The sequence below is a fragment of the Streptomyces sp. CC53 genome (assembly GCF_001865245.1).
Taxonomy (GTDB): domain Bacteria; phylum Actinomycetota; class Actinomycetes; order Streptomycetales; family Streptomycetaceae; genus Streptomyces.
Genome location: NZ_MKXB01000151.1, coordinates 108809 through 134652 on the forward strand (window position 1 = coordinate 108809; position 25844 = coordinate 134652).

General features: G+C 74.9%; 19 protein-coding genes. 10 read left to right on the forward strand and 9 right to left on the reverse strand.

The features are described 5' to 3' along the window. Nucleotides 1–236 precede the first annotated feature (236 nt). The 6 genes from BJP40_RS16830 to BJP40_RS16855 all read left to right on the forward strand — a co-directional run bounded on the left by BJP40_RS16830 (nt 237) and on the right by BJP40_RS16855 (nt 11637). Nucleotides 237–668 carry a hypothetical protein gene (locus tag BJP40_RS16830; RefSeq protein ID WP_226962540.1) on the forward strand — a complete coding sequence of 144 codons (432 nt, stop codon included), beginning with the start codon at nt 237–239 and terminating at the stop codon, nt 666–668. Nucleotides 669–920: 252 nt separating this feature from the next. Next, nucleotides 921–1520, forward strand: a complete 600-nt coding sequence (locus BJP40_RS16835) for a DUF1449 family protein (protein ID WP_071281138.1) — start codon at nt 921–923, stop codon at nt 1518–1520. A gap of 112 nt (nt 1521–1632) precedes the next feature. Further along, nucleotides 1633–3720, forward strand: coding sequence for an SPFH domain-containing protein (locus BJP40_RS16840; RefSeq protein WP_071281052.1), 2088 nt, complete (start codon nt 1633–1635; stop codon nt 3718–3720). 90 nt (nt 3721–3810) lie between these two features. Beyond that, entirely contained in the window at nt 3811–8784 is a 4974-nt protein-coding gene (locus tag BJP40_RS16845) for a DNA repair ATPase (protein WP_107416794.1), read from the forward strand. A gap of 152 nt (nt 8785–8936) precedes the next feature. Further along, nucleotides 8937–10808, forward strand: a complete 1872-nt coding sequence (locus BJP40_RS16850; RefSeq protein WP_071281140.1) for a prolyl oligopeptidase family serine peptidase — start codon at nt 8937–8939, stop codon at nt 10806–10808. Between the two features lie 22 nt (nt 10809–10830). After that, nucleotides 10831–11637, forward strand: coding sequence for an SURF1 family protein (locus BJP40_RS16855; RefSeq protein ID WP_071281053.1), 807 nt, complete (start codon nt 10831–10833; stop codon nt 11635–11637). A gap of 317 nt (nt 11638–11954) precedes the next feature. On the opposite strand, the gene BJP40_RS16860 is transcribed toward BJP40_RS16855, so the two are convergent. The 7 genes from BJP40_RS16860 to BJP40_RS16890 form a co-directional block, all read right to left on the reverse strand. Beyond that, a complete protein-coding gene (locus tag BJP40_RS16860) occupies nt 11955–13247 on the reverse strand; it encodes a hypothetical protein (RefSeq protein WP_177204407.1) in 1293 nt (430 codons plus the stop codon). Further along, nucleotides 13244–13924 carry a SigE family RNA polymerase sigma factor gene (locus BJP40_RS16865; protein WP_371258650.1) on the reverse strand — a complete coding sequence of 227 codons (681 nt, stop codon included), beginning with the start codon at nt 13922–13924 and terminating at the stop codon, nt 13244–13246. Before BJP40_RS16865 ends, BJP40_RS16860 begins: the two co-directional genes overlap by 4 nt. A gap of 256 nt (nt 13925–14180) precedes the next feature. Then, the gene (locus tag BJP40_RS16870) at nt 14181–15374 is read right to left on the reverse strand and encodes an aspartate-semialdehyde dehydrogenase (protein ID WP_079171244.1); all 1194 of its coding nucleotides are present in this window, start codon (nt 15372–15374) and stop codon (nt 14181–14183) included. A 19-nt stretch (nt 15375–15393) separates the two neighbouring features. Next, entirely contained in the window at nt 15394–16665 is a 1272-nt protein-coding gene (locus BJP40_RS16875; protein ID WP_071269078.1) for an aspartate kinase, read from the reverse strand. An 866-nt stretch (nt 16666–17531) separates the two neighbouring features. Continuing rightward, nucleotides 17532–18197 (reverse strand): DUF5063 domain-containing protein, encoded by a 666-nt coding sequence (locus tag BJP40_RS16880; RefSeq protein WP_071269077.1) that lies wholly within the window; start codon nt 18195–18197, stop codon nt 17532–17534. Further along, the gene (recR, locus tag BJP40_RS16885; RefSeq protein ID WP_071269076.1) at nt 18190–18789 is read right to left on the reverse strand and encodes a recombination mediator RecR; all 600 of its coding nucleotides are present in this window, start codon (nt 18787–18789) and stop codon (nt 18190–18192) included. The genes BJP40_RS16880 and recR overlap by 8 nt, the downstream gene beginning before the upstream one ends. 216 nt (nt 18790–19005) lie before the next feature. After that, nucleotides 19006–19344, reverse strand: a complete 339-nt coding sequence (locus tag BJP40_RS16890; RefSeq protein WP_071273580.1) for a YbaB/EbfC family nucleoid-associated protein — start codon at nt 19342–19344, stop codon at nt 19006–19008. 435 nt (nt 19345–19779) lie between these two features. Between BJP40_RS16890 and BJP40_RS16895 the strand changes: the two genes are divergently transcribed. Beyond that, nucleotides 19780–20502: an SLATT domain-containing protein gene (locus BJP40_RS16895; protein ID WP_371258651.1), complete on the forward strand. Its 723-nt coding sequence runs from the start codon at nt 19780–19782 to the stop codon at nt 20500–20502. 45 nt (nt 20503–20547) lie between these two features. Here the strand turns inward: BJP40_RS16895 and BJP40_RS16900 are convergent, their stop codons facing one another. Further along, nucleotides 20548–21198: a hypothetical protein gene (locus BJP40_RS16900; protein WP_071274305.1), complete on the reverse strand. Its 651-nt coding sequence runs from the start codon at nt 21196–21198 to the stop codon at nt 20548–20550. A gap of 258 nt (nt 21199–21456) precedes the next feature. Here BJP40_RS16900 and BJP40_RS16905 point away from each other — a divergent pair, with 258 nt between their 5' ends. Continuing rightward, entirely contained in the window at nt 21457–22029 is a 573-nt protein-coding gene (locus BJP40_RS16905) for a 1,4-alpha-glucan branching protein (RefSeq protein WP_071281055.1), read from the forward strand. Nucleotides 22030–22402: 373 nt separating this feature from the next. Here BJP40_RS16905 and BJP40_RS16910 read toward each other — a convergent pair whose 3' ends face one another. Then, nucleotides 22403–23836: a glycosyltransferase 87 family protein gene (locus BJP40_RS16910; RefSeq protein WP_079171245.1), complete on the reverse strand. Its 1434-nt coding sequence runs from the start codon at nt 23834–23836 to the stop codon at nt 22403–22405. A 113-nt stretch (nt 23837–23949) separates the two neighbouring features. On the opposite strand from BJP40_RS16910, the gene BJP40_RS16915 reads away from it, so the two are divergent. Continuing rightward, the gene (locus tag BJP40_RS16915; RefSeq protein ID WP_079171246.1) at nt 23950–25149 is read left to right on the forward strand and encodes a molybdopterin-dependent oxidoreductase; all 1200 of its coding nucleotides are present in this window, start codon (nt 23950–23952) and stop codon (nt 25147–25149) included. Beyond that, entirely contained in the window at nt 25146–25628 is a 483-nt protein-coding gene (locus BJP40_RS16920; RefSeq protein WP_071281056.1) for a hypothetical protein, read from the forward strand. Before BJP40_RS16915 ends, BJP40_RS16920 begins: the two co-directional genes overlap by 4 nt. The last annotated feature ends 216 nt before the right edge of the window (nt 25629–25844 follow it).

The window sequence follows — 25844 nt, forward strand, 5'->3', positions numbered from 1 at the left end:
CCTGTCCGCCCGTCCGCCCGTCCGCCTGTCCGCCCGTCCGCCCGTCCGCCCGTCCGCCGGTTCGCCGGTTCGCCGGTTCGCCCGGACGGCCCCCACCGGTCGCCGGGCGCATCCCGCCGCCGCAGGCTGGCTCGTACGCGTACGGCGAGAAGGGCGTGGAGCGGGCGATGAGTGAGCGCGGCGGACACGAGAGCGGTTCCGGTCGGCAGGGGCCCGGCCCCGGAGGGGCGCATGACATGGCGCCCGGGCACGCCCACGCACACCACGAGGGCGGCCCGCCGGCCGCGTCGCCGCCCGCCGGCACCGGATGGGCGTCCGCGGGCGTGCTGTTCGCCGGCGTGCTGCTGCTCGTGCAGGGCGTCCTCGGCATGCTCCAGGGCATCGTCGGCATCGCGGAGGACGACGTCTACGCCGTCATCGGCGACTACGTCTTCGAGTTCACCACCACCACGTGGGGCTGGACCCACCTGGTGCTGGGCGTGCTGCTGGCGGCCATCGGGTGGGGGATCCTCGCCGGGGCGTCCTGGGCCCGGGTGGGCGGTGTGGCGGTCGCCGCCCTGGCCGTCGTGGCGAACTTCCTGTGGCTGCCGTACCAGCCCCTGTGGGCCCTGGTGTCGATCGCGGTCGGGGTGCTCGTCATCTGGGCGCTGTGCGCCGCCGCCGACTGATGACACATCAGTAGCGGGCGTCCGAGTCGGCATCAAGACGTCATAAAGATTGCCGGAATCCGGCAATGCGTGGGCCATGCATCCCTTGCCAAGATGCATCACAACGGAAACGGGGGTCACCGAGCCGGTGCCGGGATGCGGCAGAACATGTCCGCTCCCGGCACCGGCGCGGTGTCCGGCTGCCCGCGTCCCCGGTTCATGGCGTCGCCCCGCCGTGTCCCGTACGTCGCCACGCTCGGAGGGAGCATCGGAATGCGCGAGTTCACCACTGCCGCCACCGGGTTCCCGACGCTCCTCCTCACCGCCGCGCTCGTCGTCGTCGTGGCGTTCTGGCTGCTGGCGCTGGTCGGCGCCGCGGACCGCGACGCCTTCGACGGCGACCTGCCGCTCACCGCACTCGGCCTGGGCGGTGTGCCGGCCGCGGTGGCCGTGTCCGTGCTGGTCCTGACGAGCTGGCTGACGGGCGTCACCGGGACCCTGGCACTGCACCGGCTGACCGCCCCCGGGCTGTCCCGCACGCTGCTGTCCCTCGCGGTGCTCGCACTGGCGCTCCTGGCCGGCCACCAGTCGGCCCGGCTGCTCGTACGGCTGCGCAGACGGCTGCGCCCGCACCCCCAGGAGCCGGCCCGCCCCGACCTCGTGGGCCGGACCTGCACCATCCGCACCGGCCGGGTGGACGACGGGTTCGGCCGGGCCGAGGTCGCCGTGCGGGGCGCCGCCCCCGCCGTCGTCCGGGTACGGCAACTGGGCGGTGAGCCACCGCTCGGCCGCGGCAGCCGGGCCCTGCTCTACGCCTACGACGACAGCGGCGGGTTCTTCTGGGTCACCCCGCAGCCCCTCGCGGCCGCCTGAACCCGCAAACCTCCCGCACGACACCACCCACCGCGCCCCGGGCCCGCACGAGACGGTCCGCGGCCCAGCCCGCCGCGGACGCGTGCCCGCGCCTCACCCGCAAGGAACTCCCATGGACGCCTTCCCCTGGGGCATCGGCGTGCTCATCGCCGCTGTCCTGCTGATCACCGCCACGGTGCTCCTCGTCGTCACGAAGCTCTTCCGCAAGGTGGAGCAGGGCAAGGCGCTCATCGTGTCGAAGATGCGCAAGATCGACGTGACGTTCACCGGGCAGGTCGTCCTGCCGGTGCTGCACCGCGCCGAGGTCATGGACATCTCGGTGAAGACCATCGAGATAGCCCGCACCGGCCGCGACGGCCTGATCTGCCGGGACAACATCCGCGCCGACATCCGCATCTCGTTCTTCGTGCGGGTCAGCAAGACCGCCGAGGACGTCATCAGGGTCGCGCAGGCCATCGGCACGGCCCGGGCCAGCGACAAGGCCACGTTGCAGGAGCTGTTCAACGCCAAGTTCTCCGAGGCGCTGAAGACCGTCGGCAAGCAGATGGACTTCACCGACCTCTACACCAAGCGCGAGGAACTGCGGTACCGGATCATCGAGGTCATCGGCGTCGACCTCAACGGCTACCACCTTGAGGACGCCGCGATCGACTACCTGGAGCAGACCCCGCTCAGCCAGCTCGACGCAAACAACATCCTGGACGCCCAGGGCATCCGCAAGATCACCGAGCTGACCGCCATCGAGCACATCCGCACCAACGAGACCCGCCAGCACGAGCAGAAGGAGATCACCCGCCAGAACGTCGACGCCCGCGAGGCCATCCTGGAGCTGGAGCGCCGCGAGGCGGACGCCGAGATCAAGCAGCGGCGGGAGATCGAGACGGTGCGGGCCCGCGAGGAGGCGGAGACCGCGCGGGTCGTGGAGGAGGAGCGGCTGCGGGCGCAGAGCGCCTTCCTGCGCACCGAGGAGCAGCTCGGCGTCCAGCGGGAGAACCAGGCGCGCGAGGTGGCGGTCGCGGAGAAGAACCGCGAGCGGGTCATCGCGATCGAGGACGAGCGGATCGAGAAGGACCGCCAGCTGGAGGCCATCGCCCGGGAGCGGGAGACGATGCTGACCCGGATCGCCGCCGAGCGCGAGGTGGAGGCGGAGCGCCGCGACATCGCGGAGGTGATCCGCGAGCGGGTCGCCGTGGACCGCACGGTCGCCGAGCAGGAGGAGTCCATCAAGCGGCTGCGGGCCGTCGAGGAGGCCGAGCGGGAGCGCCAGGCCGTCGTCATCGCGGCCGAGGCGGAGGCACAGGAGCGGCTCGTCAAGGACATCAAGGCGGCGGAGGCCGCCGAGCAGGCGGCCGTGCACCGGGCCGCGGAGGAGCTGACCCTGGCGGAGGCCCGGCTGAAGGCCGCCGACCTGGACGCGCAGGCCAAGCTGCGGCTCGCCGAGGGCGTCAAGGCCGAGCAGGCCGCCGAGGGCCTGGCCGCCGTGCGGGTGCGGGACGCGGAGGCGGACGTCATCGGGAAGGCCGGCCGGGCGGAGGCCGAGGCCACCGAGGCCCGGCTCAAGGCGGAGGCCGAGGGCGCGCGGACCCTGGCCCTGGCGGAGGCGGAGGGCCGGCGGGCGCAGGCGCTCGCCGAGGCCGAGGCGGTCGCGGAGCGGCTGAAGGCGGAGGCCCGGGGCATCCACGAGAAGGCCGCCGCGATGGCCGCCCTCGACGAGGCGTCGCGCGGGCACGAGGAGTACCGCCTGCGCCTGGAGGCGGAGAAGGACGTGCGGCTCGCGGGCCTCGACGCCCAGCGGCAGATCGCCGAGGCGCAGGCCACGGTGCTCGCGACCGGTCTGGAGAAGGCCGACATCAGCATCGTCGGCGGGGAGTCCGCGTTCTTCGACCGGATCGTCGGGGCGATGTCGCTCGGCAGGAGCGTGGACGGGTTCATGGACCAGTCGAAGACCGCGCAGGCACTGGCCGGGCCGTGGCTGGACGGGTCGGCGAGCTTCACCGAGGACCTGACGAAGGTGCTGGGCTCGCTGTCGACGGCCGACGTGCAGAACATGACCGTGTCGGCGCTGCTGATGAAGCTGATGGGACCTGCGGGCGGCGGGCAGGCCGGCCCCGAGCTGCGGAAGCTGCTCGACGCCGCCGAGCGGCTGGGGCTGTCCGAGACGCCGCTGACCGCACTGAACGGTACGCCCGCCGCCGCCTGACGGCGGATCACGCAGGCGTACGGGCCCGGAGCTGCCGTCACGGGGGGCAGCAGCTCCGGGCCGTTTCATCGATGAGGGGAACCCGCGAGGATGAGCACGCAGACCGGCACCGCCGCCCCGGGCGACGCACGCACCGCGCCCGGCACACGCACCGCAGCCGACGCACGTACCGCAGCCGCGGTGGGCGCCCCGGCCGGCACGCGTACCCCCTCCGACCCCGGCGACGGCCCCGGTGCCCCGGGCGGCCCGCGCGCCGGGATCGACGCCACCGCCTACGACGTGCTGCGCGGCCGCCTCGCCGCACAGGGGGCCGAGCTCGCGCGCCGGGCCGAGGAGCTCAACGCCCGGCGCGTGGCGGTCTTCGGGTCGGGTGAGCTGCGGCTCGCCGGGACGGAGCGGCTGCCCACCGCGGCCCCCGCGGTGGCACGGGACGTGGTCGCCGTCGGCGACGCCCTGCTGTTCGGCTACACCGGCCGCCCCGCCGCGCAGGAGGTCGAGGTCGGCGACGTCTTCTCGCTGCACGCCCGCGACGGACTGGCCGCTCTGCCGTACGACGCCCGGCCCGGACTGCTGGACGACCCCGCGTTCGTCCGGGAGTTCCAGGGGCTGCACCGCTACTACCGGGGCGCGCGGCTGCTGCGCCTGCGCGTCACGGACGGCAGGCTGCTCGCGGTCTTCCGGACCGGCGACACCGCCGCCGACATCCGCGTACTGCGCTGGCGGCTGCACGCCGACGGGGGCGTGGAGTTCCTCGACGCGCGGGGCGAACGCGACCACGTCCTGCCGGCCGCGCAGGACGTGGCGTGGACCGCGGCGACCCGCGAGGACCACAGGACCGTCGACGGCACGCCGTACGTACGGGTCCCCGGCGACGTGGAGCTGCTCGTCGGGACGACGGGCGGCACGCTCACGGTGCGGGCCGACGGCGCCGAGCCCTACACGGAGCCGGTCGCCGAGCCGCTCCAGTCGCTCGCGGACGCCGACATCGCCTACGCGCGCGTGGGCACCCTCGTCCTGCTCAAGGTGCGGCCGTACAAGGAGGACGCCGACCGGTACCTGGTGTGCCACGTCCCGAGCCGGGGGGTGGTCAGGCTCGACGGGATCGGCAGCGCCTGCCGCCGCCTGCCGGGCGACCAGGGCGTCGTCTTCCCCGGCGGCTACTGCCTGGCGACCGGCGCCCACAAGGTCTTCGACCTCGACACGGACGGGCTGGAGTTCGAGCGGGCCGCCGCCTCCCCCAACGGCGAGGACGTGCTGTACGCCTTCCACGCGCGCGAAGGGGGCCGCACGCTGCTGCTGCCGTACAACCGGGTCCGCGCGTCCGTCGCCACACCGGTCACCGGGCGGGGGTACGCGCTGTTCGACGACGGCACCCTCCACGTCCTGCGGTCCACGGCCGACGGCGACCACGCGCGCGTGCACCCGCTCCAGGTCTGGGACACCCCGTTCTTCTCCGACACCCACGCGGCCGCGCGGCCCGTCGGCGGCGGCCGGCTGGAGCAGATCGGCAACCCGGACCTTGTGCGGGGCGTGTCCGACTGCCTGAACCTCGCCACGACCGCCACCGCCGTGTCGTCGGGGCCCGCGACGGCCCAGGCGTACGAGGAGCTGCTCGCCGGCTGCGCGCGGGCCCTCGACGCCCACCACTGGCTGGACGACCCGGAGGTCGGCGGCGGCGTGCCGGAGCCGCTCGCGGGCGTGCGGGAGACCGCCGCGCAGGTGCTCGCGGAGCTCGCGACCGTACGGGACCTGAAGCGGCAGGCGGCGGAGGCACTGGAGGCCACCGCCGCCCGGGTCGCCACGCTGGTGCGGCGCACCCGCGGCGAGACCCCGCGCACGGCACCCGAGTGGGTGGAGCGGCTCACCGCACTGCGGCGCGCACAGGGGAGGCTGACGACTCTGAAGGAGATGCGGTACGCCGACACGGACCGCATCGACTCCCTCGCCGCGGACGTGGAAGGCAACCTCGCGGCCTTCGGCGGGCGGGCGGTGGAGTTCCTGTCCCGGGACGACGCCTTCACGTCGTACGACGAGGAGGTGGAGCGGCTCACCGCCCAGGCGGAGGGCATCGCCACGGCAGCCGAGGCCGGGCCGCCGGCCGGGCGGATCGACGCGCAGGCCGACGGGCTGCGCGCGGTCACGGAGGTCGTGACCGGCCTCGACATCGGCGACGCGACGCTGCGGACCGCCATCCTGGAGCGGATCTCCGCCGTGCTGGGCGGGATCAACCGGGCCCGGGCGACCCTCGACGCGCGCCGCAGGGAGCTGGCGGCGGGTGAGTCGCGGGCCGAGTTCGCCGCGGAGACGGCACTGCTCGGACAGGCCGTCACGGGCGCGCTCGCGGCCGCGGACACCCCGGAGGCGTGCGACGAGCAGCTCGCCGCACTGCTGCTGCGGCTGGAGGGCCTTGAGGCCCGCTTCGGGGAGTCCGACGAGGCCCTCGCCTCGGTGGCCGCCAGACGCGACGAGGTGTACGAAGCGTTCGCGTCCCGGAAGCAGGCGCTCCAGGACGAGCGGGCGCGGCACGCGGAACGGCTCGCGTCGTCGGCGGGACGCGTCCTGGAGACGGTGGCGCGGCGCATCACGTCGCTCGCCGACGCGGACGCGCTGCACACGTTCTTCGCGTCGGACCCGCTGGTGGCGAAGGTGCGCAGGTCCGCGCAGGAGCTGCGGGCGCTGGGCGAGACGGCGCGGGCGACGGAGCTGGAGGGCCGGATCACGGCCGCCCGGCAGGAGGCCGCGCGGGCGTTGCGGGACCGCGCGGACCTGTACGCGGACGGCGGGACGGCGATCCGGCTCGGCCGGCACCGGTTCCCGGTGAACACCCGGCCGCTGGACCTGACGCTGGTGCCGCACGGCGAGGACGCGCTGGCGTTCGCGGTGACCGGCACCGACTACCGGGCCCCGGTCGAGGACGAGGCGTTCGCCGCGACCCGCGCCTTCTGGGGGCAGAGCCTGCCGTCCGAGGACGCGGAGGTGTACCGCGGCGAGTTCCTGGCGGTGCGGCTGCTCGCGGAGCACGGCCCGCAGGCCCTCGCGGACGCGGAGGACCTGCCCGCCCTCGTACGGGAGGCGGCCAGGGAGGCGTACGACGAGGGGTACGAACTCGGCGTGCACGACCGGGACGCGGCGCTCCTCCTGGCCGCGCTGCTGCCGCTGCACGCGGACGCGGGGCTGCTGCGGCACCCGGCACGCGCGCGTGCCGCGGCGCAGGAGTTCTGGGCGGGCGCGGACGAGGCGGCGCGCGCGGGGTGGGCGGTGCGGGCGCGATCGCTGGCACGCGCGCGTGCCGCCTTCGGGGCGGCGCCGGGGCTGGACGCGCTGCGGGACGAGCTGGCCGCGGCGGCGGGGGACGAAGAGGTCGCCGCCTACCTGGTGGAGGAGCTGTCCACGGCGCCGGAGGGCTTCGTCACGGGCCGGGCGGCGCGCGCCCTGGTGGAGGGGTTCCGTGGCGCGGTGGACGCGGAGGCGTACGAGCGGGACCTCGCGGGGGTCGCGGACCCGGGGTCCAGGCGGCTGCTGGTCGAGTCGTGGCTGTCGGCGTACGCGGCGGCGACCGGCCGCCCGGCGGCCCCGGGGGACCTCGCGGAGGCGGTCGCCCTGGAAACCTGCCGGGAGCTGCCGCGCTACGACCGCGACGCGGAGCTGACGGCGACCGTGCACGGCTTGCTGGGCTCACATCCGCGGATCTCGGGGCGGTCCCTGACGGTGCGGCTGGACGAGCTGCTCGCGCGTGTGGGGCACTTCCGGCGGCACACCGCGCCCGCGTTCCGGGCGTACCGCAGGCGGCGGTCGGCGCTGGTGGCGGCGGAGCGTGCACGGTTGGACCTGGACGCGTACCGGCCGCGCGCCCTGGCGTCGTTCGTGCGGGGCCGGCTGGTCGACGAGGTGTACCTGCCGCTGGTGGGTGACAGCCTCCACCAGCAGATGGGCCCGGGCAGCCACGGGCTGCTGCTGCTCCTGTCACCTCCGGGCTACGGCAAGACGACGCTGATGGAGTACGTCGCGGAGCGGCTCGGCATGCTGCTGGTGAAGGTGGACGGCCCGGCGCTGGGCCATGAGGTCACGTCGCTGGACCCGGCGGAGGCCCCGCACTCGGCGGCCCGCCGCGAGCTGGAGAAGATCCGCTTCGCGCTGGCCGCGGGCAGCAACGTGCTCCTGCACGTCGACGACGTGCAGCACACCTCGCCGGAGCTGCTGCAGAAGTTCATCCCGCTGTGCGACGCGACCCGGACGCTGGAGGGGCACGACCTGCGCGGCAAGCGGTTCGCGGTGTGCATGACCGCGAACCCGTACACGGAGTCGGGCAGCCGCTTCCGGATCCCGGACATGCTCGCCAACCGGGCGGACATGTGGAACCTGGGCGACGTCCTGACCGGCAAGGAGGACGCGTTCGCGCTGAGCTTCGTCGAGAACGCGCTCACCGCGAACCCGGTGCTGGCGCCGCTGGCCGGCCGCGACCCGGGCGACCTGGACGTGCTCGTGCGGCTGGCGGCCGATGATCCGGCGGCGCCGGGCCCGGACCGGCTGAGCCACCCCTACACGGCGTCCGAGCTGGCCGAGGTCCTCGCGGTCCTGCGGCACCTGCTGGCCGCACGGCGGACGGTGCTCGCGGTGAACGCCGCGTACATCGCGTCGGCGGCCCGGTCGGACGAGGCCCGTACCGAACCGCGGTTCCAGCTGCAGGGCTCGTACCGCGACATGAACAAGATCGCGGCGAGGATCTCACCGGTGATGAACGAGGCGGAGCTCGACGCCGTCGTCCACGACCACTACACGGCCGAGGCCCAGACGCTGACGTCCGGCGCCGAGGCGAACCTGCTGAAGCTGACGGAGCTGCGGGGCACGCTGACGCCGCAGCAGGCCGACCGCTGGGCGGCGCTGAAGGCCGCCCACACCCGGGCCCGGGCGTTGGGCGGCCCGGAGGAGGACCCGGTGGTGCGGGCGGTGGCGGCGCTCGGGCTGCTCGCCGACCGCGTCGCGGCGATCGAGGCGGCGATCACACGGGCGGCGGACCCGCGGGCGGCCCCGGCCGGCCCGCGCGGCCGGCACGCGTCCCGCTGAGCTGCCGGGCGGGAGCCGTCCGCCGAGCGGGGCCGAGCCCCGGGTCGGGGTCGGGGTCGGGGTCCAGGTCCGAGCCGCCGGGTCGGGGTCCGGGTCCGGGTCAGGCCGGAGTTATCCACAGGCTCGGCGGGATGTCGGTCGCCCGGAGCATCATGGACGGCATGACTGATCCGAAGGACGTACAGACGACGAACCCGGCCGCCGTCGGCACGGACTCCGCCGCCGACGGCCCGGCCGCGGTGCCGGACTGGGAGCTGCGGTTCCGGGCACCGCGGGTCTCCCTGCCCGACTGGGCGGAGGACGCCCCCGATCGCGCGCTGTTCGAGTCGAACGCGACCGGGACGTACGAGCTGTACGCCTGGGACCGGACGACCGGGGAGCAGCGGCAGGCCACCGACCGGCCGAACGGCACGACCGAGGGCACGCTGTCGCCGGACGGCGAGTGGATCTGGTGGTTCGCCGACACGGACGGCGACGAGTTCGGGGTGTGGATGCGCCAGCCGTTCCGCGGCGGGCCGGACGAGCCGGCGGCGCCCGGTCTCGCCCCGTCGTACCCGGCGGGGCTCGCGATCGGCCGGGACGGCACGGCGGTGGTGGGCAGGTCCACCGACGAGGACGGCACCACGATCCACGTGGTGCGGCCCGGGCACACGCCCGTGGAGATCTACCGGCACCGCGAGTCCGCCGGGGTCGGGGACCTGTCGCGAGACGGGACGCTGCTGGCGGTCGAGCACACCGAGCACGGGGACGCCATGCACTCGGCGCTGCGGGTGGTGCGGCTCGACGGTTCGGCCGTGGCGGAGCTGGACGACACGAAGGGCGGCACGAAGGAGCTGGGCCTGGCGGTGCTCGGCTTCGCGCCGGTCGCCGGTGACACGCGGCTGCTGGTGGGGCACCAGCGGCGCGGCCGCTGGGAGCTGCTGCTGTGGGACGTGACGTCCGGCGAGGAGCGGGAGCTGCGGCTGGACCTGCCGGGCGACCTGAGCGCCGAATGGTTCCCCGACGGTTCCGCGCTGCTGATCGCCCACGACTTCGAGGCGCGCGGCGAGCTGTGGCGGTACGAGCTGGCCACGGGCGCGCTGGTGCGGCTGGACACCCCGCCCGGTTCCGTGTCGGGGGCGACGGCCCGCCCGGACGGAACCGTCGAGTACCTGTGGTCGTCGGCCGCGCTGCCGTCGTCGGTGCGGTCCACGGCGGGCGGGGTGGTGCTGGACCCGCCGGGGCACAAGGCGCCGGCGTCGGTGCCGGTCGAGGACGTGTGGGTGGAGGGACCCGGCGGCCGCATCCACGCGCTGGTGCAGCGCCCCGAGGGCGCGAGCGGGCCGCTGCCCACCGTGTTCGACATCCACGGCGGCCCCACCTGGCACGACAGCGACGCCTTCGCGGCCGGCCCGGCGGCCTGGGTCGACCACGGGTACGCGGTGGTGCGGGTGAACTACCGGGGCTCGACCGGCTACGGCCGGGAGTGGACCGACGCCCTCAAGCACCGTGTCGGGCTGATCGAGCTGGAGGACATCGCCGCGGTCCGGGAGTGGGCGGTGTCGTCGGGGCTCGCCGACCCGGAGCGGCTGGTCCTGACCGGCGGTTCCTGGGGCGGGTACCTCACCCTGCTGGGCCTGGGCACCCAGCCGGAGGCGTGGACGGTCGGCATCGCCGCCGTGCCGGTCGCGGACTACGTCACGGCGTACCACGACGAGATGGAGAGCCTGAAGGCCCTGGACCGCACCCTCCTGGGCGGTTCGCCCGAGGAGGTTCCCGAGCGGTACGCGGCGTCGTCGCCGCTCACGTACGTCGACGAGGTCCGCGCGCCGGTCTACATCTCGGCGGGCGTCAACGACCCGCGCTGCCCCATCCGGCAGATCGACAACTACGTAGAGCGGCTCGCGGCGCGCGGCGCGGTCCACGAGGTGTACCGGTACGACGCGGGCCACGGCTCCCTGGTGGTGGGCGAGCGGATCAAGCAGGTCCGGCTGGAGCTGGACTTCGCGGCCCGGCACCTGGGGACCCGGGCGGAGAGGAGGTGAGCGCGTTCCGTACCGTGGAGGGGTGTACCGGTTCCTGACGACACCCCGCTGGTGGGGGATCAACGTCTTCGTGCTGCTGGCGATCCCGTTCTGCCTGTACATGGGGACCTGGCAGCTCGGCAGGTTCGAGGACCGGGTCGACGCCCACCAGGCGGCCGCGGAGCGGCCCGCGAAGGCCGCGCAGGAGAAGGCGGTCCCGCTGGAGGAGCTGCTTCCGGTCGACAAGGAGACCTCCGGCCGCCAGGCGGAGGCCACCGGCCGCTACGGCAGCCAGTTCCTGGTCCCGGGCCGGGAGCTGGACGGGAAGACCGGTGCGTACGTGCTGACGCTCCTCGACACGCCCGCGGGCAAGGCCCTGCCGGTGGTCCGGGGCTGGCTGCCCGAAGGTGCCCGGCCCCCGGCCCCGCCGACCGGTGAGGTGACGGTCACCGGCGCCCTCCAGGCGTCGGAGCACGCCGGCTCCGGGGGCGTACGGGCGGGTGGCCTGCCGGAGGGCCAGGTCGGCATCATCAGCGCGGCCTCACTGGTGAACCTGGTGCCGGCGGACGTGGACGTGTACGACGCGTGGGTGACCCTCGCGGAGTCCCCCGCCGGGCTCACCCCGGTCCCGGCGACGGCGCCCGCGGGCACCGGCCTGGACCTGAAGGCGTTCCAGAACCTCGGCTACACGGGCGAGTGGTTCGCGTTCGCCGGCTTCGTCCTGTTCATGTGGTTCCGGCTGGCCCGCCGGGAGGCGGAGGCCGCCCGCGACCGCGCGCTGGGCCTCCCGGACCCCGACGAGACGCCGGCCTCCGCGGCCCCGTCTCCGGAGCCGGCAGCACGCGGCTGACACGGTTCCGCGGGGTCGGGCCGCGGAAGCGGGCTGCCGCACACCTTCCGGCCGATGGTGCCGACCCTGCCGACGACGCCCGCAGGTGGGCTCGCCACGGGCCCGGGCACGGCCCGGCACCGGGTGAGCCCCTCGCGGAGGCGGCACGCACCCGCGGGCGGGCAACGCGGTTCCAGTCCAGGGCGGGCAGCGCCGGGCCGCCGACCGTCCGCACACCGCCGCCGTGCCCGCTGCCGTCCGGCCGCAGCCGGCACCGGCCCGGCCCGCTGGAAGGTGCGGGGCGGGCGGTGCGTGCCTCGGGGAGGTGCGGGGGCGGGCTACTGGGTCGGGAGGAGACCGGTGTGGTAGATCGTTCCGGCGCAGGCCTGGGTGATGATGGCCTCAGCGGTCGGAGCGCCCGGCTGTGCCGTGTGGGTGACCGTCACGCTGCCCTCCGACCGGGTGGGCTCCTCCTCGGTGACCAGCTGGGCCTCCATGCCGGTCGCCGCCTCCGCCGTGCCGCCGTCGCCGCCCGTCTCGCCGGTGGCGCCCGTGCCGTCCTCGGGGGGCGTCTCCGGCTCCGAGGGCGTGGTGCTCGGTTCGCCGGTGGCTCCCCCCTCGACCGGGCAGCTGTCCGCCGGCACCCACGCGAAGCGGATCTCGTACGCTGCGGACGGCTTCAACGCCACGCCGTCGGCGTACGCCGACGGTCCGGGCAGGTCGGCCGCCGGGCCTCCTCCGGCATGCCGGACGGCGGTGATCCGGTCCTGGTCGGCGGCGCCGCCCACGCGGAAACCGATGCTGCCGGGGCCCTTGACGGCGCAGTCGCTGCCGGAGACGTTGCCGACGCGGAACGTTCCGTACACCACGCCATTGCCACCCGGCTGCGTCGTGGCCGACACCACGCCGAGCTGGCCGGCCGTGCACGCCGGCAGTTCCTCGGGCTCGGCGGTCGACGGGTCGGACGTACCGTTGTCGGCCGTGCCCTCGGAGGCGCCGGCGGTCGCCTTCCGCGACTGCTCCGGCCGGGCGCTGCCGCCGGGGCCGCCACCGCCGGCAGGGCCGGAGCTGCCGCCGCCGAGCTCGCCCGAAGGGCTGCCGGCCGCCTGCTCCCCACCCGTCCCGCCGCCGTCGTCACCGTTGCCGCCCTGGGCGTGCTGGCCGTGGCCGACGTTCACCGCGTTGCCGTCGGTACCGGTGTCGCCGGCGACCAGGAACGCCGGGACGCCGGTGCCGAGCAGCACGACCGCGGCGGCCGCCCCCACGAGGGCCTGGCGCTTGCGGGCCCGCCGCCTCGGCACGGCCGTCCGCAGGTGGTCCAGCGCGCCGTCGGAGGGCTGGAGGTCGCGCACCGCGCCCTGCAGGATGCTGCGCAGCTGGAGTTCGTCGGCGTCGAAGTCGCCGCTCAGGTCGCCGCTCGGGGCGCCGCTCAGGACGTTGCCGAGGTCGCCGCTCACGTCGGCGGCGTCGTCTGCGGAGCCGCCCCCGAGACCGGGGAGGGGCCTCGTGCGGTCGTCTGCGCCTTCGCCGTCGCCGGAGGCGCCGTGTCCGTGGTTCGCCATGCCGTTGCCCGCCGTGTCGCCTTCCGCGCGCTCGCCGTGTCCGTCACGCGCGTCGTGTCCGCCGTTCATGCCTTCGCCCCCATCGAGACGCGCAGGGCCGCGATGCCCCGGGAGCCGTACGCCTTCACCGAGCCGAGGGATATGCCCAGCGTCTCGGCGACCTGCGCCTCGGTCATGTCCGCGAAGTAGCGCAGCACCAGCACCTCCCGCTGGCGGCGCTGGAGCTTGCGCATGGCCTTGATCAGGTCGTCGCGTTCCAGCTGGACGTAGGCACCCTCCTCCGCGCTGGCCATGTCCGGCATCGGCTTGGAGAGCAGCTTCAGCCCGAGGATGCGGCGGCGCAGCGTGGACCGCGAGAGGTTGACGACGGTCTGCCGCAGGTAGGCGAGGGTCTTCTCGGGGTCGCGCACCCGCCTGCGGGCGGAGTGCACGCGGATGAACGCCTCCTGGACGACGTCCTCGCAGGACGCGGTGTCGTCGAGCAGCAGGGCGGCGAGACCGAGCAGCGACCGGTAGTGGGCGCGGTAGGTCTCGGTGAGGTGGTCGACGGTGGTTCCCGACGTCATCGTCTCGCCGGCGCCGTCACGTGCGGTCGGCACGCGGGAGCGTCCGCGCTTCGCGGCGGGCATGGGGGCGGTCACCGGCATGCCGCCGGCCCGCGGGCTCCGCTGGGGCCGCAGGAGCGGGAGTACGCCCGTGCCGCCGCGGAACGGGCCCGCTGTTCTGATGTCGAGTACCTCTGCCACGCCTGTTGGACACGTCGCCCCCCGTCAGGGTTGTACGCGCACGTCGCTCTTTTTGACGGTGCGTCGTTCGCCCTCATCGCGTATCCGTTCTCCCCCTGGCCCCAGTTGGCGTCCGGCACGTCGCCGGCGGCCTCTGGGGACGCTCGCCCCCGGCCCCTGTCCGCCAGGGGGCCAGCGCCCTCGAACATGCCATCGCCCCAGTTCAAGCGGCATCGGTCGAAGGCTTGCGCACAGGGCGTTCACTGATCCTACAAAGCTACGGCGACGGATCCAGTGGGTATCCGAGCGAGGGACCGTAACCGCCCGCGGTGGGCGATTCGTCGTCCTGTACGGGGTCCGCGGGAAGCCGCGCGGACGGTACGGAACGGCCCGGTGCGGGGCCGCGGGACGCGGCGGCGAGCTCCGCCGCCACGAGCTCGGCGATCTGCGCGGTGTTCAGCGCCGCGCCCTTGCGCAGGTTGTCGCCGCACACGAAGAACTCCAGGGCCCGGTCGTCGTCCAGGGAGCGCCGCACCCGCCCCACCCAGGTCGGGTCGGTGCCCACGACGTCGGACGGGGTCGGGAAGTCCCCGGCAGCGGGGTCGTCGTACAGCACGACGCCCGGAGCCGCCGCGAGGGCCTGGTGGGCCTTGGCGACGGTCACGGGGCGCTCGAAGCGGGCGTGCACGGCGACGGAGTGCGCGGTGACCACGGGGACCCGCACGCACGTGGCGGAGACCCGTAGCTCCGGCAGGTCGAGGACCCTGCGGGCCTCGGCGCGCACGCGCAGTTCCTCGGAGGACCAGCCGCCCTCCTGGGGGGTGCCGCACCACGGGACCACGTTGAGCGCGAGCGGCGCGGGGAAGGGCCCGTCGCGGTCGTCGCCGAGGGCCCTGCGCACGTCTCCGGGAGCAGCGCCGAGTTCCGTGCCGGCGACCGCCACGAGCTGGCCGCGCAGCGCGGTGACGCCGCCCTGCCCCGCGCCGCTCGCGGCCTGGTACGCGGAGACGACCAGCTCGGTCAGACCGAACTGGGCGTGCAGCGCGCCGACCGCGACGATCAGGGCGAGCGTGGTGCAGCCGGGGCTCGCGACGATGCCGCGGGGCCGCTCGCGGGCGGCTTCCGGGTTCAGCTCGGGGACGACGAGCGGGACGTCGGGGTCGGCGCGGAACGCCGGTGAGGCGTCCACGACGACCGCGCCCCGGGCGGCGGCGACCGGCGCCCAGCGGGCGGCGACCTCCTCCGGCACCAGGAACACGGCGACGTTGGTCCCGTCGAGGGAGTCCTCGCCCAGGGCGAGGACCTCGGTCTGCACCCCGCGCACGGCCAGCTTGCGGCCGGCCGAGCGCGGGGAGGCGAGCAGGCGGATGTCGCCCCAGACGTCGGCGTGCTGCGACAGGATCTGGAGCAGCACCGCGCCGGCGGCTCCGGTCGCTCCGACGACCGCGAGCGCCGGCTTGCGGCGGCTCATCGAGGTGGCCCGGACCGGTTTACCGGCCGGTGCCGCCGTAGACGACGGCCTCGGCCGAGTCGCTGTCCAGACCGAAGGCGGTGTGGACGGCGCGGACGGCCTCGTTGACGTCGTCGGCGCGGGTCACGACGGAGATGCGGATCTCGGAGGTCGAGATCAGCTCGATGTTCACGCCCGCGTTCGACAGCGCCTCGAAGAAGGAGGCGGTGACGCCCGGGTTGGTCTTCATGCCGGCGCCGACGAGGGAGATCTTGCCGATCTGGTCGTCGTACCGCAGGGACTCGAAGCCGATGGCGGCCTTCTGCTTCTCCAGGGCGTCGATGGCCTTGCGGCCCTCGGTCTTGGGCAGCGTGAAGGAGATGTCCGTGAGACCGGTCGAGGCGGCGGAGACGTTCTGCACCACCATGTCGATGTTGATCTCGGCGTCCGCGATGGCGCGGAAGATCGCGGCGGCCTCGCCCGGCTTGTCGGGCACGCCGACGACGGTGATCTTCGCCTCGGAGGTGTCGTGCGCGACACCGGAGATGATGGCCTGCTCCACCTTGCGGTCCCCTCGCGGTTCGTTGCTGACCCACGTGCCCTGGAGCCCGGAGAAGGACGACCGGACGTGGATCGGGATGTTGTAACGGCGTGCGTACTCCACGCAGCGGTGCAGCAGCACCTTGGAGCCGGAGCTGGCGAGCTCCAGCATGTCCTCGAAGGAGATCCAGTCGATCTTCCGGGCCTTCTTCACGACCCGGGGGTCGGCGGTGAAGACGCCGTCGACGTCCGTGTAGATCTCGCACACCTCGGCGTCCAGCGCCGCGGCGAGGGCCACGGCGGTGGTGTCGGAACCGCCCCGGCCGAGGGTGGTGATGTCCTTCTTGTCCTGGGAGACGCCCTGGAAGCCGGCGACGATGGCGATGTTGCCCTCGTCCAGCGCCGTGCGGATCCGGCCCGGCGTGACATCGATGATGCGCGCCTTGTTGTGGACCGAGTCGGTGATGACGCCTGCCTGGCTCCCGGTGAAGGACTGGGCCTCGTGGCCCAGGTTTTTGATCGCCATCGCCAGCAGGGCCATGGAGATCCGCTCCCCGGCGGTCAGCAGCATGTCGAACTCACGTCCGGCAGGCATCGGGGATACCTGCTCGGCGAGTTCGATCAGCTCGTCCGTCGTGTCGCCCATCGCGGAAACCACGACGACCACCTGGTGGCCGTTCTGCTTGGCTTCGACGATTCGCTTGGCGACGCGCTTGATGCCCTCGGCATCGGCAACGGAGGAGCCTCCGTACTTCTGCACGACAAGGCCCACGTGCGCTCCTCGCTCAGTCCGTTTGCGGTCGGCTCAGTCTAACGAGCGGCCGGGAAGAGACTCCGAAGTGTCACATCGTGAGATGTCCCGCTCAACCAGTGATCATCCGGTCGCACCCGGCCTCAGCCTGGGAACTCGCGGAGTCTCCGGACCGGCCCTTCCTGGCCGCTCACGCCGCCCCTGCCCCGGCCGGGGCGACCTAAGCGGAACGTGTCCCGAGTCACACGCAGGCGCCGGGTGGCGGCGTCTCGCCACGGGGCGCCGGAGGGCCGCCTCGGGGCTCCGCTCCGGGTGCCCGCGACCGGCCGCGGAACCCGCCGGGTACGACGCACCGCGAAGGGCGGCGGGGTGGCCGGACCCCGGGCGCCAAGGCGACGCCACCCCGCTGCCCCGGCCACCACACGACCGCCTGCCGGTCCCGGCGGGTCCGGCGCACCGCCGAGCGGCGGCTCCGGCCGTCGGGCACGGCGTGGCGCGGGCGGTGCCGCCGGGCGCTCCGCACCACGGAACGGCGAAGGCCCCGCACACAACGGGGGCGGCCAGAGACGCGGGGACGCCGGGCACGGGGGCTGACGGGATGGGTCGGATTTGCCGTAGGAGAAGCGCAGCGGGAGCCGTGGGCACCACAGGCACCACAGGCACCACAGGCACCACAGGCACCACAGGCACCACAGGCACCACAGGCCCTACGCGCGATCCTCCTCCCCGGTCCGGGATGCTGCGGCTGCCTCCCGCGGGCAGGGGCTCGGCCTCCGGGTTCCGCGGCCGGTGGTGCGGTCACCCGGAGCGTCGCCCCGGGGCGCCGAGGCGCCTGCCCACCGCTTCCGTACGGGCCCGCTCCGGAGGGAAGGGCCGGGGCGCGCCTCTCAGGAGGGGCGGCGGGAGCGCAGGCCCAGGGGGGCGGCGATCTCCCGCACCATGACGCGGCCCGCCTCCTCGGCGAGGTCCTCGTCCTCGCCGGCCTCGTCGGTGTCGAGCCCGTCCAGCGCTTCGAGCGGCTGGTCCAGGCGCACATGTGCGACGAGCGACTGCAGGGCGCGGAGGGTGGCGGAGGCGGTCGGGCCCCAGTTGGAGAAGTACGAGAACTGCCACCACCACAGGGCCTCGGTGGTGCGGCCCGCGCGGTAGTGGGCGAGGCCGTGCCGCAGGTCCATGACGATGTCGGCGAGGCTGTCGGAGATCCGCGACGGCACGGGCGCCCTGCGCGGCTCGTAGGGGTCGAAGACCTCGGAGAAGACATCGACCGGGTCGAGCATCACGGCGAACCGCTCCCGCAGGTCGTCGACGTCCACGTCGGGTCCCGTGTCGGGTTCGTAACGCTCGTCCGGGACGATGTCCTCGTGCGCGCCGAGCCTGCCACCGGCCAGCAGGAGCTGCGAGACCTCCAGCAGCAGGAACGGTACGGCACTGTCGGGTTCGTCCCCCTTGGCCACTTCCGTGACGGCCACGATGAAGGACTCGATGGAGTCGGCGACCTGGACCGCGAAGCTGTCCGGGTCGAGGGAGTGGGCATGGAGTGTGGCGTCAGACATCGAGGAGTCGTCTCCCTTCGAACGCCCGTCCGAGCGTGACCTCGTCGGCGTATTCCAGGTCGCCGCCAACGGGGAGCCCGCTGGCGAGACGCGTGACCTTCAGGCCCATGGGCTTGACCATCCGCGCCAGGTAGGTCGCGGTGGCCTCCCCCTCCAGGTTGGGGTCGGTCGCCAGGATCAGCTCGGTGACCGTGCCGTCCGCGAGCCGGGCCAGCAGCTCCCGGATCCGCAGGTCGTCGGGGCCGACACCCTCGATGGGGCTGATCGCGCCGCCGAGCACGTGGTAGCGCCCGCGGAACTCGCGGGTCCGCTCGATGGCGACGACGTCCTTCGGCTCCTCGACGACGCAGATGACGGCGTCGTCGCGGCGAGCGTCCCGGCAGATGCCGCAGCGCTCCTCCTGGGCGACGTTGCCGCACACCACGCAGAACCGGACCTTCTCCTTGACCTCCAGCAGGGCGTGGGCGAGCCGCCGTACGTCGGTGGGCTCCGCCTGCAGGATATGGAAGGCGATCCGCTGCGCGCTCTTGGGACCGACGCCCGGCAGCCTGCCGAGCTCGTCGATGAGGTCCTGGACCACGCCTTCGTACAACGGAACGCCTCTCCGGGAGTGCAGTCTTGGTGCTTACGGTAGTTGGTGGGGGACCGGCGGCAGAAGACCGGACGGCGCGGTCACCGCCCGCGCGCGCCCCCGGGCCGGTGCGGAGCGGCCGCCGCCCGCACCCCGGCCGGGCCGCTCCCCGCGGGCGGGTAGGAGCCGGGGGGCGCCGCACCACGGGGGCCTGACGGGTCCTGGTGCACGTGCGGGTCAGAAGGGCAGACCGGGCATCCCGCCGCCGAGGCCCTGCGCGAGCGGGCCGAGCTTCTGCTGCTGGAGCGCCTGCGCGTTCTCGTTGGCCGCCTGCACGGCGGCCACGACGAGGTCGGCCAGCGTCTCGGTGTCCTCCGGGTCCACCGCCTTCGGGTCGATGACGAGGGAGCGCAGTTCGCCCGCGCCGGTGACCGTGGCCTTCACGAGGCCGCCGCCCGCCTGGCCGTCCACCTCGGTGCGGGCCAGTTCCTCCTGCGCCCGCGCGAGGTCCTGCTGCATCTTCTGGGCCTGCTGGAGGATCTGCTGCATGTTGGCCTGGCCACCACCGGGGATCACGGTCACTCCTGTCGGTATCGACGACACGTCTTCATCACTCACCGCCGAGCCTACGTGGTCCGCGGGCGGCCCGCCCGACGCACACCGATGCACTCTTTGGGGTGAAGCCCGGGCGCGTCCTCTACCTGATCACGCCCCTCTTGCGGGCGGAAATCCCGTGATTTCGCTCCCGCGACCCACCATTCGGAGGTAGGAAGGGCCCTGCGTGTCGCGCAGCAGCCGCACCACCGCCCGCGGCGGCACCGCGCCCGCACCGCACCCGTCCGACCCCGCAGCCCGCCCGACACCGCACCGCAGCCCGACGCCACAAGCCCGTCACCGCAGCGGACCCGGGACCACGGCACGCCACCGCGCGCCGCGGCCGGGCCCGACCGTCCGTGACCGTACATCGCCGCACGTCACGCAGTGTGACGCTGAGCGCAGAGGAGTGCCCCGGTGAGCCAGCCGGAGATGCAGCCCGGGGGCCCCGCCCGGGGGGAGGACCTGACCGGGCGACCGTTCCCGCTGGGCGACTGGGGCGAGCCGGCCGAGCGGCTGCACGAGCTCTACCGCTGGGTGGAGGAGACCGCCCTGCGCACCGCGGACTGGTACCTCGCCGACCGGGTGTGGAAGCGCCGGGGCGCCCGCGCGCTGCGCGGCGGTACGGCGCTGTGCGCGGTGCTCGGCGCGGCGCTGCCGCTGCTCGACCTGACCGGCGCCGTCGCGGGCGCAGCGGGCTGGGGCTACCTGTCGCTGCTGCTCGCGGCGGCGTGCATCGCGGGCGACCGGTACTTCGGGCTGACGTCCGGTTGGATGCGGGACGTGGCCACCGCTCAGGCCGTGCACCGGCGGCTCCAGGCCCTCCAGTTCGACTGGGCGTCGGAGAGCGTGCGGGAGGTGCTGGGCCCGGCCGAGGGCACGGCGGGTGAGGCGGCAGAGCGGTGCCTGACCATCCTGCGGCGGTTCACGGAGGACGTGACGGAACTGGTGCGGTCGGAGACGGCCGACTGGATGGTCGAGTTCCGCTCCGGCCCGGCGCCCCTCATGACGCAGTTCTTCAACGGGCCCGGGGCGCGCCCCGAGACGCCCGCCGACCGGAGCCACCTGAACGGCCGCTTCCCGCTGCCGCCCCCCACCCGTCCCAACATGCCGCGCCAGCGGCCTCCGGAGCCCCGCTGACGGCGCCGGAAGCACCCGCGGGCCCTCCGGCCCCCGGCGGCCGCCTCAACTGAAGATGATCATGGAGCCCTGGCCGAGGCTCCGGGTGGCCGCGGCGTGCAGCCCCAGCCAGACGTGCCGCTCCCGCGCGAACGGGCTGTCGTCGTGCGGCACCGGGGCGGCGGGCTCCTCCAGGGCCGTCGGGCGCTGGGGCGGCTCCGGTGCGGCGGGCGGGTTCGCGGGGTCGATGCCGATGGCCGGTGCGACGTACTCCAGTTCGCGCAGCAGGCCCTGGGCGGAGCCCAGCGGGCCGCCCCCCGAGAGCAGTTCCTCGGTGGACAGCGGAGCGGCGAAGTCGACGGGGACGTACGCCCCCGCGTGGTCGTAGTGCCAGACCAGGTGGGACTGCTGTGCGGTGGACTCGAACATCTCCAGCAACTGCTCGTAGTCGCCGCCCAGTTCGTCCACGGGTGTGACGGCGAGCCCGCACAGCTGGAGGAGGTAGGCCCGGCGCAGGAAGTGCAGCGCGTCGTAGTCGAAGCCGGCCACGGGCGCCACGTCCCCGGACAGTCCCGGCATGTAGGCGAAGACCGGCACGGCCGGAAGCCCCGCTTCCGTCAACGCCCGGTCGTAGGCGGCGATCTCCTCGGCGAAGGGGTTGTCGGGGCTGTGGCACAGCACATCGACCAGGGGGACCAGCCACAGATCACAGGCCAACGGTTGACTCGCTCTCGCATCGGGGTGGTGGCGGCACCGGCACAGGTTAGCCGGGCCGTACCGCCCCCGGCCCCGCTCCGGCACACGTGCTACCCGAATACCCAGCCCACTCCCGCCCCAAGCCGTCCTTCCCCCCCTCCCCGCACGCCGCACCCGCACGCCGTGACGGCCCGTGCCGTCCGCCCCGCCCCGCCCGAGTTCCGCGACCGCCCCCACGCGACGGGAACGCCGGGGCGGGGCACGGGTGTTGTCCCGGGTATGGCGATCATCCACAAGACCACACTGACCCCCACGAAGCTGGAACTCGTCCAGGCGTGGCTGCCGCAGCAGCCGTGGTACGCCGGGGCGGGCGCCCCCGCACTGGAGAAGGCCGGAGGCTTCCGGCTCGACGACCCGGAGGGCGAGGTGGGCATCGAGTTCATGGTCGTCGCCGACACGTCCGGTGACGCCCCCGTGGCCTACCACGTGCCGCTCACGTACCGCGGGGCTCCGCTCCACGGGGCCGGCGGTGAGGCGCTCGTCGGGACGGCCGAGCACGGGGTGCTCGGCAAGCGCTGGGTCTACGACGGGGTCCGGGACCCGCTGCTCGTCGACCAGGTGCGGGAGCTGCTGCGCGGGCGGGCCGTCCCGCAGGCGCAGAGCCTGACGGACACGCCCGACCCGACCGTCGAGCCGTGGCTCGACGAGACCCTCGCCCGGGACGGAGGCGACCTGGACCTCGACTTCGTACGGGTCCTCCGGGAAGGCCCGGCCGAGGGCCGCGGCGGTGTCGTGGCCGGTTGGGGCGAGGCGTCGCGGGGCGTCTTCGTCCGGCTGCGCGACGCCCGGTAGCCGTTCGGCACCGACCGCTGCGCCCGACCGTCCCGCCGGGGCGCCGCGCCCGGCGGAAGGGGTGCGCCGGTCGGCCCCCGCCGGTCCTCGACGCCACCGGCCCGCCGTCGGGGGCCGTGGACCCGGGCTGCGCCGGGTCGGCTCCCGGGCGGGGGTGCCGCGCCCGGGCCGGGCCCGCAGGTACGGAGGGCGTGCCCCGGCGGCAGCGCGTACCGGGGGCTCCCTCAGCAGTCGCCTTCGTGCGGCTGCCGTCCTCTCCGGTGCCGGCCCGGTCGCCCGCGCGGCGGGGCCGGCGGGCCGCGGGCGACCGTGCGTGCCCCGCCCGGTCGCTCAGGGGCGAGGCGCGCACGTGAGCTGCCGGAAGCGCCCGCCCTCAGCCCGTGGTGACCCGGTCCGGGGCGGAGACGGGTCGGGGGGCGGCCGGGGCGGCGGCTCGGGCGGGCCGGTGGCGGTGGCGGAGGGCCCAGCCGGCGAGGACCGCGAGGAGGGCCGCCGCGTACACCGTCGTACCGACCACGTCCCGTTCCTCGAAGCCCTGCGCCGTGACGTAGCGCGCCGCCCCCGCCACCGCCACGCCCAGCCACTCCCACCGGCCGTCGAGGGCGACCAGCGCCACCAGCAGCAGCGCGTACCAGGAGTACCCGGGCGTAAGCAGCAGGAAGGCGGTGCCCGTCACGAGGAGCGCGCCGGACCAGGGGCGCTCCGGGTCGCCGCGCCACAGCACGTACCCGCACACCGCGGCGGCCCCCGCGACCAGGCCGAACACCGCCCAGTCGTCGGGCAGCACCAGCCGCAGCAGGGCGTACCGGTCGCGGGCGGCGGCGTCGCCGTACCCCTCCTCCTCCACGTAGCCGCCGAGATAGCCGAAGACGGAGTCCCGCGCCAGCAAGGCGTACGGCACGTAGCTGAGCACCGTGACGGCGGCGGCCGGGACGAGCACCGCCGCCGCGTCACGCCATCGCCGCACCCCCGCGAGGGCGCCCGGCAGCACCACCGCGGGCATCAGCTTCGCGGCGACGGCCGCACCGAGCACGGCGCCGCCCGACAGCCGCCGCCGCGCCGCCACCAGGCCGAGGCCCGCCACGGCCAGCAGCACGCCCACCACGTCGACGTGGGCGTTGTTCACCGCCTCGACCGGCACGGCCGGGCACCACCCCCACAGCGCGGCCCGGGCGGGCGGGGCGCCCCGGCGGCGCAGGATGAGCAGCACCGCCCCCGTCACGCCGACCGCCGCCACGGCGCCCCCCACCTGGAACGGCTTCAGCCGCGCCCCTTCCGGGGACAGCACGTGCACACCCAGGAAGTACGCCTCCGCGACGGGCGGGTAGATGGTGTGCACGGACGGCCGGTTGATGCGGGTGCACCGCACCGTGCCGTCCTCCGCGGGCGCGATCCGGGCCCGGCCCGGCCCCGCACAGCCCTCCTCGCCCTCGGGGAACAGCCACGGGTCACGCAGCGGGACGAGGGCCGCGTCGGCGGGGGCGTGGTCGTACGGCGACGCGGTCCCCGACGCCTGCACACGGCCGTCCCAGGCGTACCGGAAGGCATCGGTGCTGGTGCGCGGCGGCGCCACCAGGCCGGTCGAGGCGACCGCTGCCGACCCGGCGAGCACCAGGGCCGCGACGTGCCGCGCGGGCACTGCCCGCAGCGCCCACACGGCCGCGCCGAACAGCGCCCACGCCGCGCCGTACCACCACGACAGGCCCAGGGGGTCGGTGTAGTAGCCGTCGTAGCGGACCGTCAGGACCAGGACGGCGACGAGCGCGGCGAGCAGGACGGCGGCGAGCGCGGTGCGGAGCTTGGTCACCGCGCCAGACTGCCAGCCACGACCGGCCCGGACGCGTCCATCAGCGGGGATGTCCGCGTTTCGTAAGGGGCGGTTGCGGCCCGTGGGGCCGGTCGCGGCGGTCTGATGGAGGCATGAGGCCACCCCATCCCGAGCCCGAGCCCCCGACCCCGCCCCGTGCGGGCCTGCTGTCCCGGCTGCCGCGCGTCGCCGTCCCCTGGCCGCGCTTCACCGGCCGGCTCCACGACCCCCGCACCGCGACCGCCATCGGACGGTGGCTGGGGCTGGCGGTGCTGGTGTGTTTCCTGACCGGTGTGCTCAGCCATTACGTGCAGCGGCCGCCCGACTGGCTCGCGGACCGGCTGCCGAGCCGCCCCGTGTGGGGCTACCGCGTCACCCAGGGCCTGCACGTGGCCAGCGGCATCGCCGCGATCCCGCTGCTGTTCGCGAAGCTGTGGACGGTCTACCCGCGGCTCTTCGTGCGGCCCGCGCTGCGCGGGGTGCGGCACGCGCTGGAGCGGCTGTCGGTGGCGGTGCTCGTCGCGGCCTCGCTGTTCCAGCTCTTCACCGGGCTGATGAACACGGCCCAGTGGTACCCGTGGCCGTTCTCGTTCGTGCCGGTGCACTTCGCGGTGGCCTGGCTGCTGGCGGGCGCGCTGCTGCTGCACGTGGCCGTCAAGTGGCCGGAGATCCGCGACCACTGGCGCGCCCGCTCCCCCGGCACGCTGGCGCTGCCGCCCGAGGAGGGCCCGGACCGGCGGTCGCTGCTGGCCGGGGCGGCGGTGGCCGTCGGCGCGGTCACGGTGACGACGATCGGCCAGTCCTTCACGCCGCTGAAGAACCTGAACCTGCTGGCCCCCCGCCACCCGGACCACGGCCCCCAGGGGCTGCCCGTCAACCGGACGGCCGCCGCCGCCCGCACCGGGTCGGTGTCCGGGGCGGCGTGGCGGCTGTCGGTGACGGGCCCCCGCCCGTACGCGCTGACGCTCGCGGAGCTGCGGGCCCTGCCTCAGGCGGAGGCGGAGCTGCCGATCGCCTGCGTGGAGGGCTGGAGCGTCAGCGCGCACTGGGGCGGCGTGCGGATCAGGGACCTGATGGAGCGGGCCGGTGCGCCGCCCGGCTCCCGGGTGCGGGTGGTGTCGCTGGAACGGAGCGGCGCGTACCGGGTGATGGAGATGGGCGCCGAGTACGCCGAGGACCCGCTGACGCTGCTGGCGCTGCGGCTGAACGGGCAGGTGCTGTCCCCCGACCACGGCTTCCCGGCGCGGATCATCGCCCCCAACCGGCCGGGCGTGTGGCAGACGAAGTGGGTCGGCAGCCTGGAGGCGCTGTGAGCGCGGGCCGTTGGGTGCTGGGCGCGGCGGGCGTGACCCTGATGGGCGTGGGCGCCTGGCTGCTGGCGGACACGCGCACCCCGTGGGACGTGGTGGTGTGGCTGGCGGGCGCGGTCGTGCTGCACGACGCGGTGGTGGCGCCCCTGGTGCTGGGCCTGGGCCTGCTGGTGGCGCGCACCGGCACGGCGCGCGGGGTGGTGCGGGGGGCGCTGGTCGTGGCGGGCGGTCTGACCCTGGTCGCCCTGCCTGTCCTGCTGGCCCCGCGGCGCCCGTCGAACCCGTCGGTGCTGCCGCTGGACTACACCCGGAACTGGGCGCTGCTCATGGCGGCGGTGGCGGTGGGCGCACTGCTGGTCGCCGGGGCACCGGCGGTGGGCAGGCGGCTGCGGGGGTGGCGGCCGGGCGGGCGGATGCGGGTGTGGATGCGCCGGTGGCGATCGGGAAGGCGGCTGCGCGGGGGAAGGCGCCGCGTGCCGTGAAGCCGGGGACGGTGGCCGCGGCAGACAGCAGACGGCCATCGAAGCGGACCGCAGATCGCCGTGAACCGGCGCAAAGTCCTTCCCCCGGACGGTTCACGGGCCCTGACGGCCGGCCGGCGCCCGACCGGCAGCGCCAAACGGCTTGATCGATCGGATTTTCGACCGGATAGGATCTGCCGACTCGCACGGGGAGGGGGGAGCGGCGACACGCCCGGG

Excerpts from the sequence above, each read along its gene's own strand:
- BJP40_RS16830 (WP_226962540.1), top strand. The coding sequence starts at position 237 with ATGGCGCCCGGGCACGCCCACGCACACCACGAGGGCGGCCCGCCGGCC.
- BJP40_RS16835 (WP_071281138.1), top strand. The coding sequence starts at position 921 with ATGCGCGAGTTCACCACTGCCGCCACCGGGTTCCCGACGCTCCTCCTC.
- BJP40_RS16840 (WP_071281052.1), top strand. The coding sequence starts at position 1,633 with ATGGACGCCTTCCCCTGGGGCATCGGCGTGCTCATCGCCGCTGTCCTG.
- BJP40_RS16845 (WP_107416794.1), top strand. The coding sequence starts at position 3,811 with ATGAGCACGCAGACCGGCACCGCCGCCCCGGGCGACGCACGCACCGCG.
- BJP40_RS16850 (WP_071281140.1), top strand. The coding sequence starts at position 8,937 with ATGGACGGCATGACTGATCCGAAGGACGTACAGACGACGAACCCGGCC.
- BJP40_RS16860 (WP_177204407.1), bottom strand. The coding sequence starts at position 13,247 with ATGAACGGCGGACACGACGCGCGTGACGGACACGGCGAGCGCGCGGAA.
- BJP40_RS16870 (WP_079171244.1), bottom strand. The coding sequence starts at position 15,374 with ATGAGCCGCCGCAAGCCGGCGCTCGCGGTCGTCGGAGCGACCGGAGCC.
- BJP40_RS16880 (WP_071269077.1), bottom strand. The coding sequence starts at position 18,197 with ATGTCTGACGCCACACTCCATGCCCACTCCCTCGACCCGGACAGCTTC.
- BJP40_RS16905 (WP_071281055.1), top strand. The coding sequence starts at position 21,457 with ATGGCGATCATCCACAAGACCACACTGACCCCCACGAAGCTGGAACTC.
- BJP40_RS16915 (WP_079171246.1), top strand. The coding sequence starts at position 23,950 with ATGAGGCCACCCCATCCCGAGCCCGAGCCCCCGACCCCGCCCCGTGCG.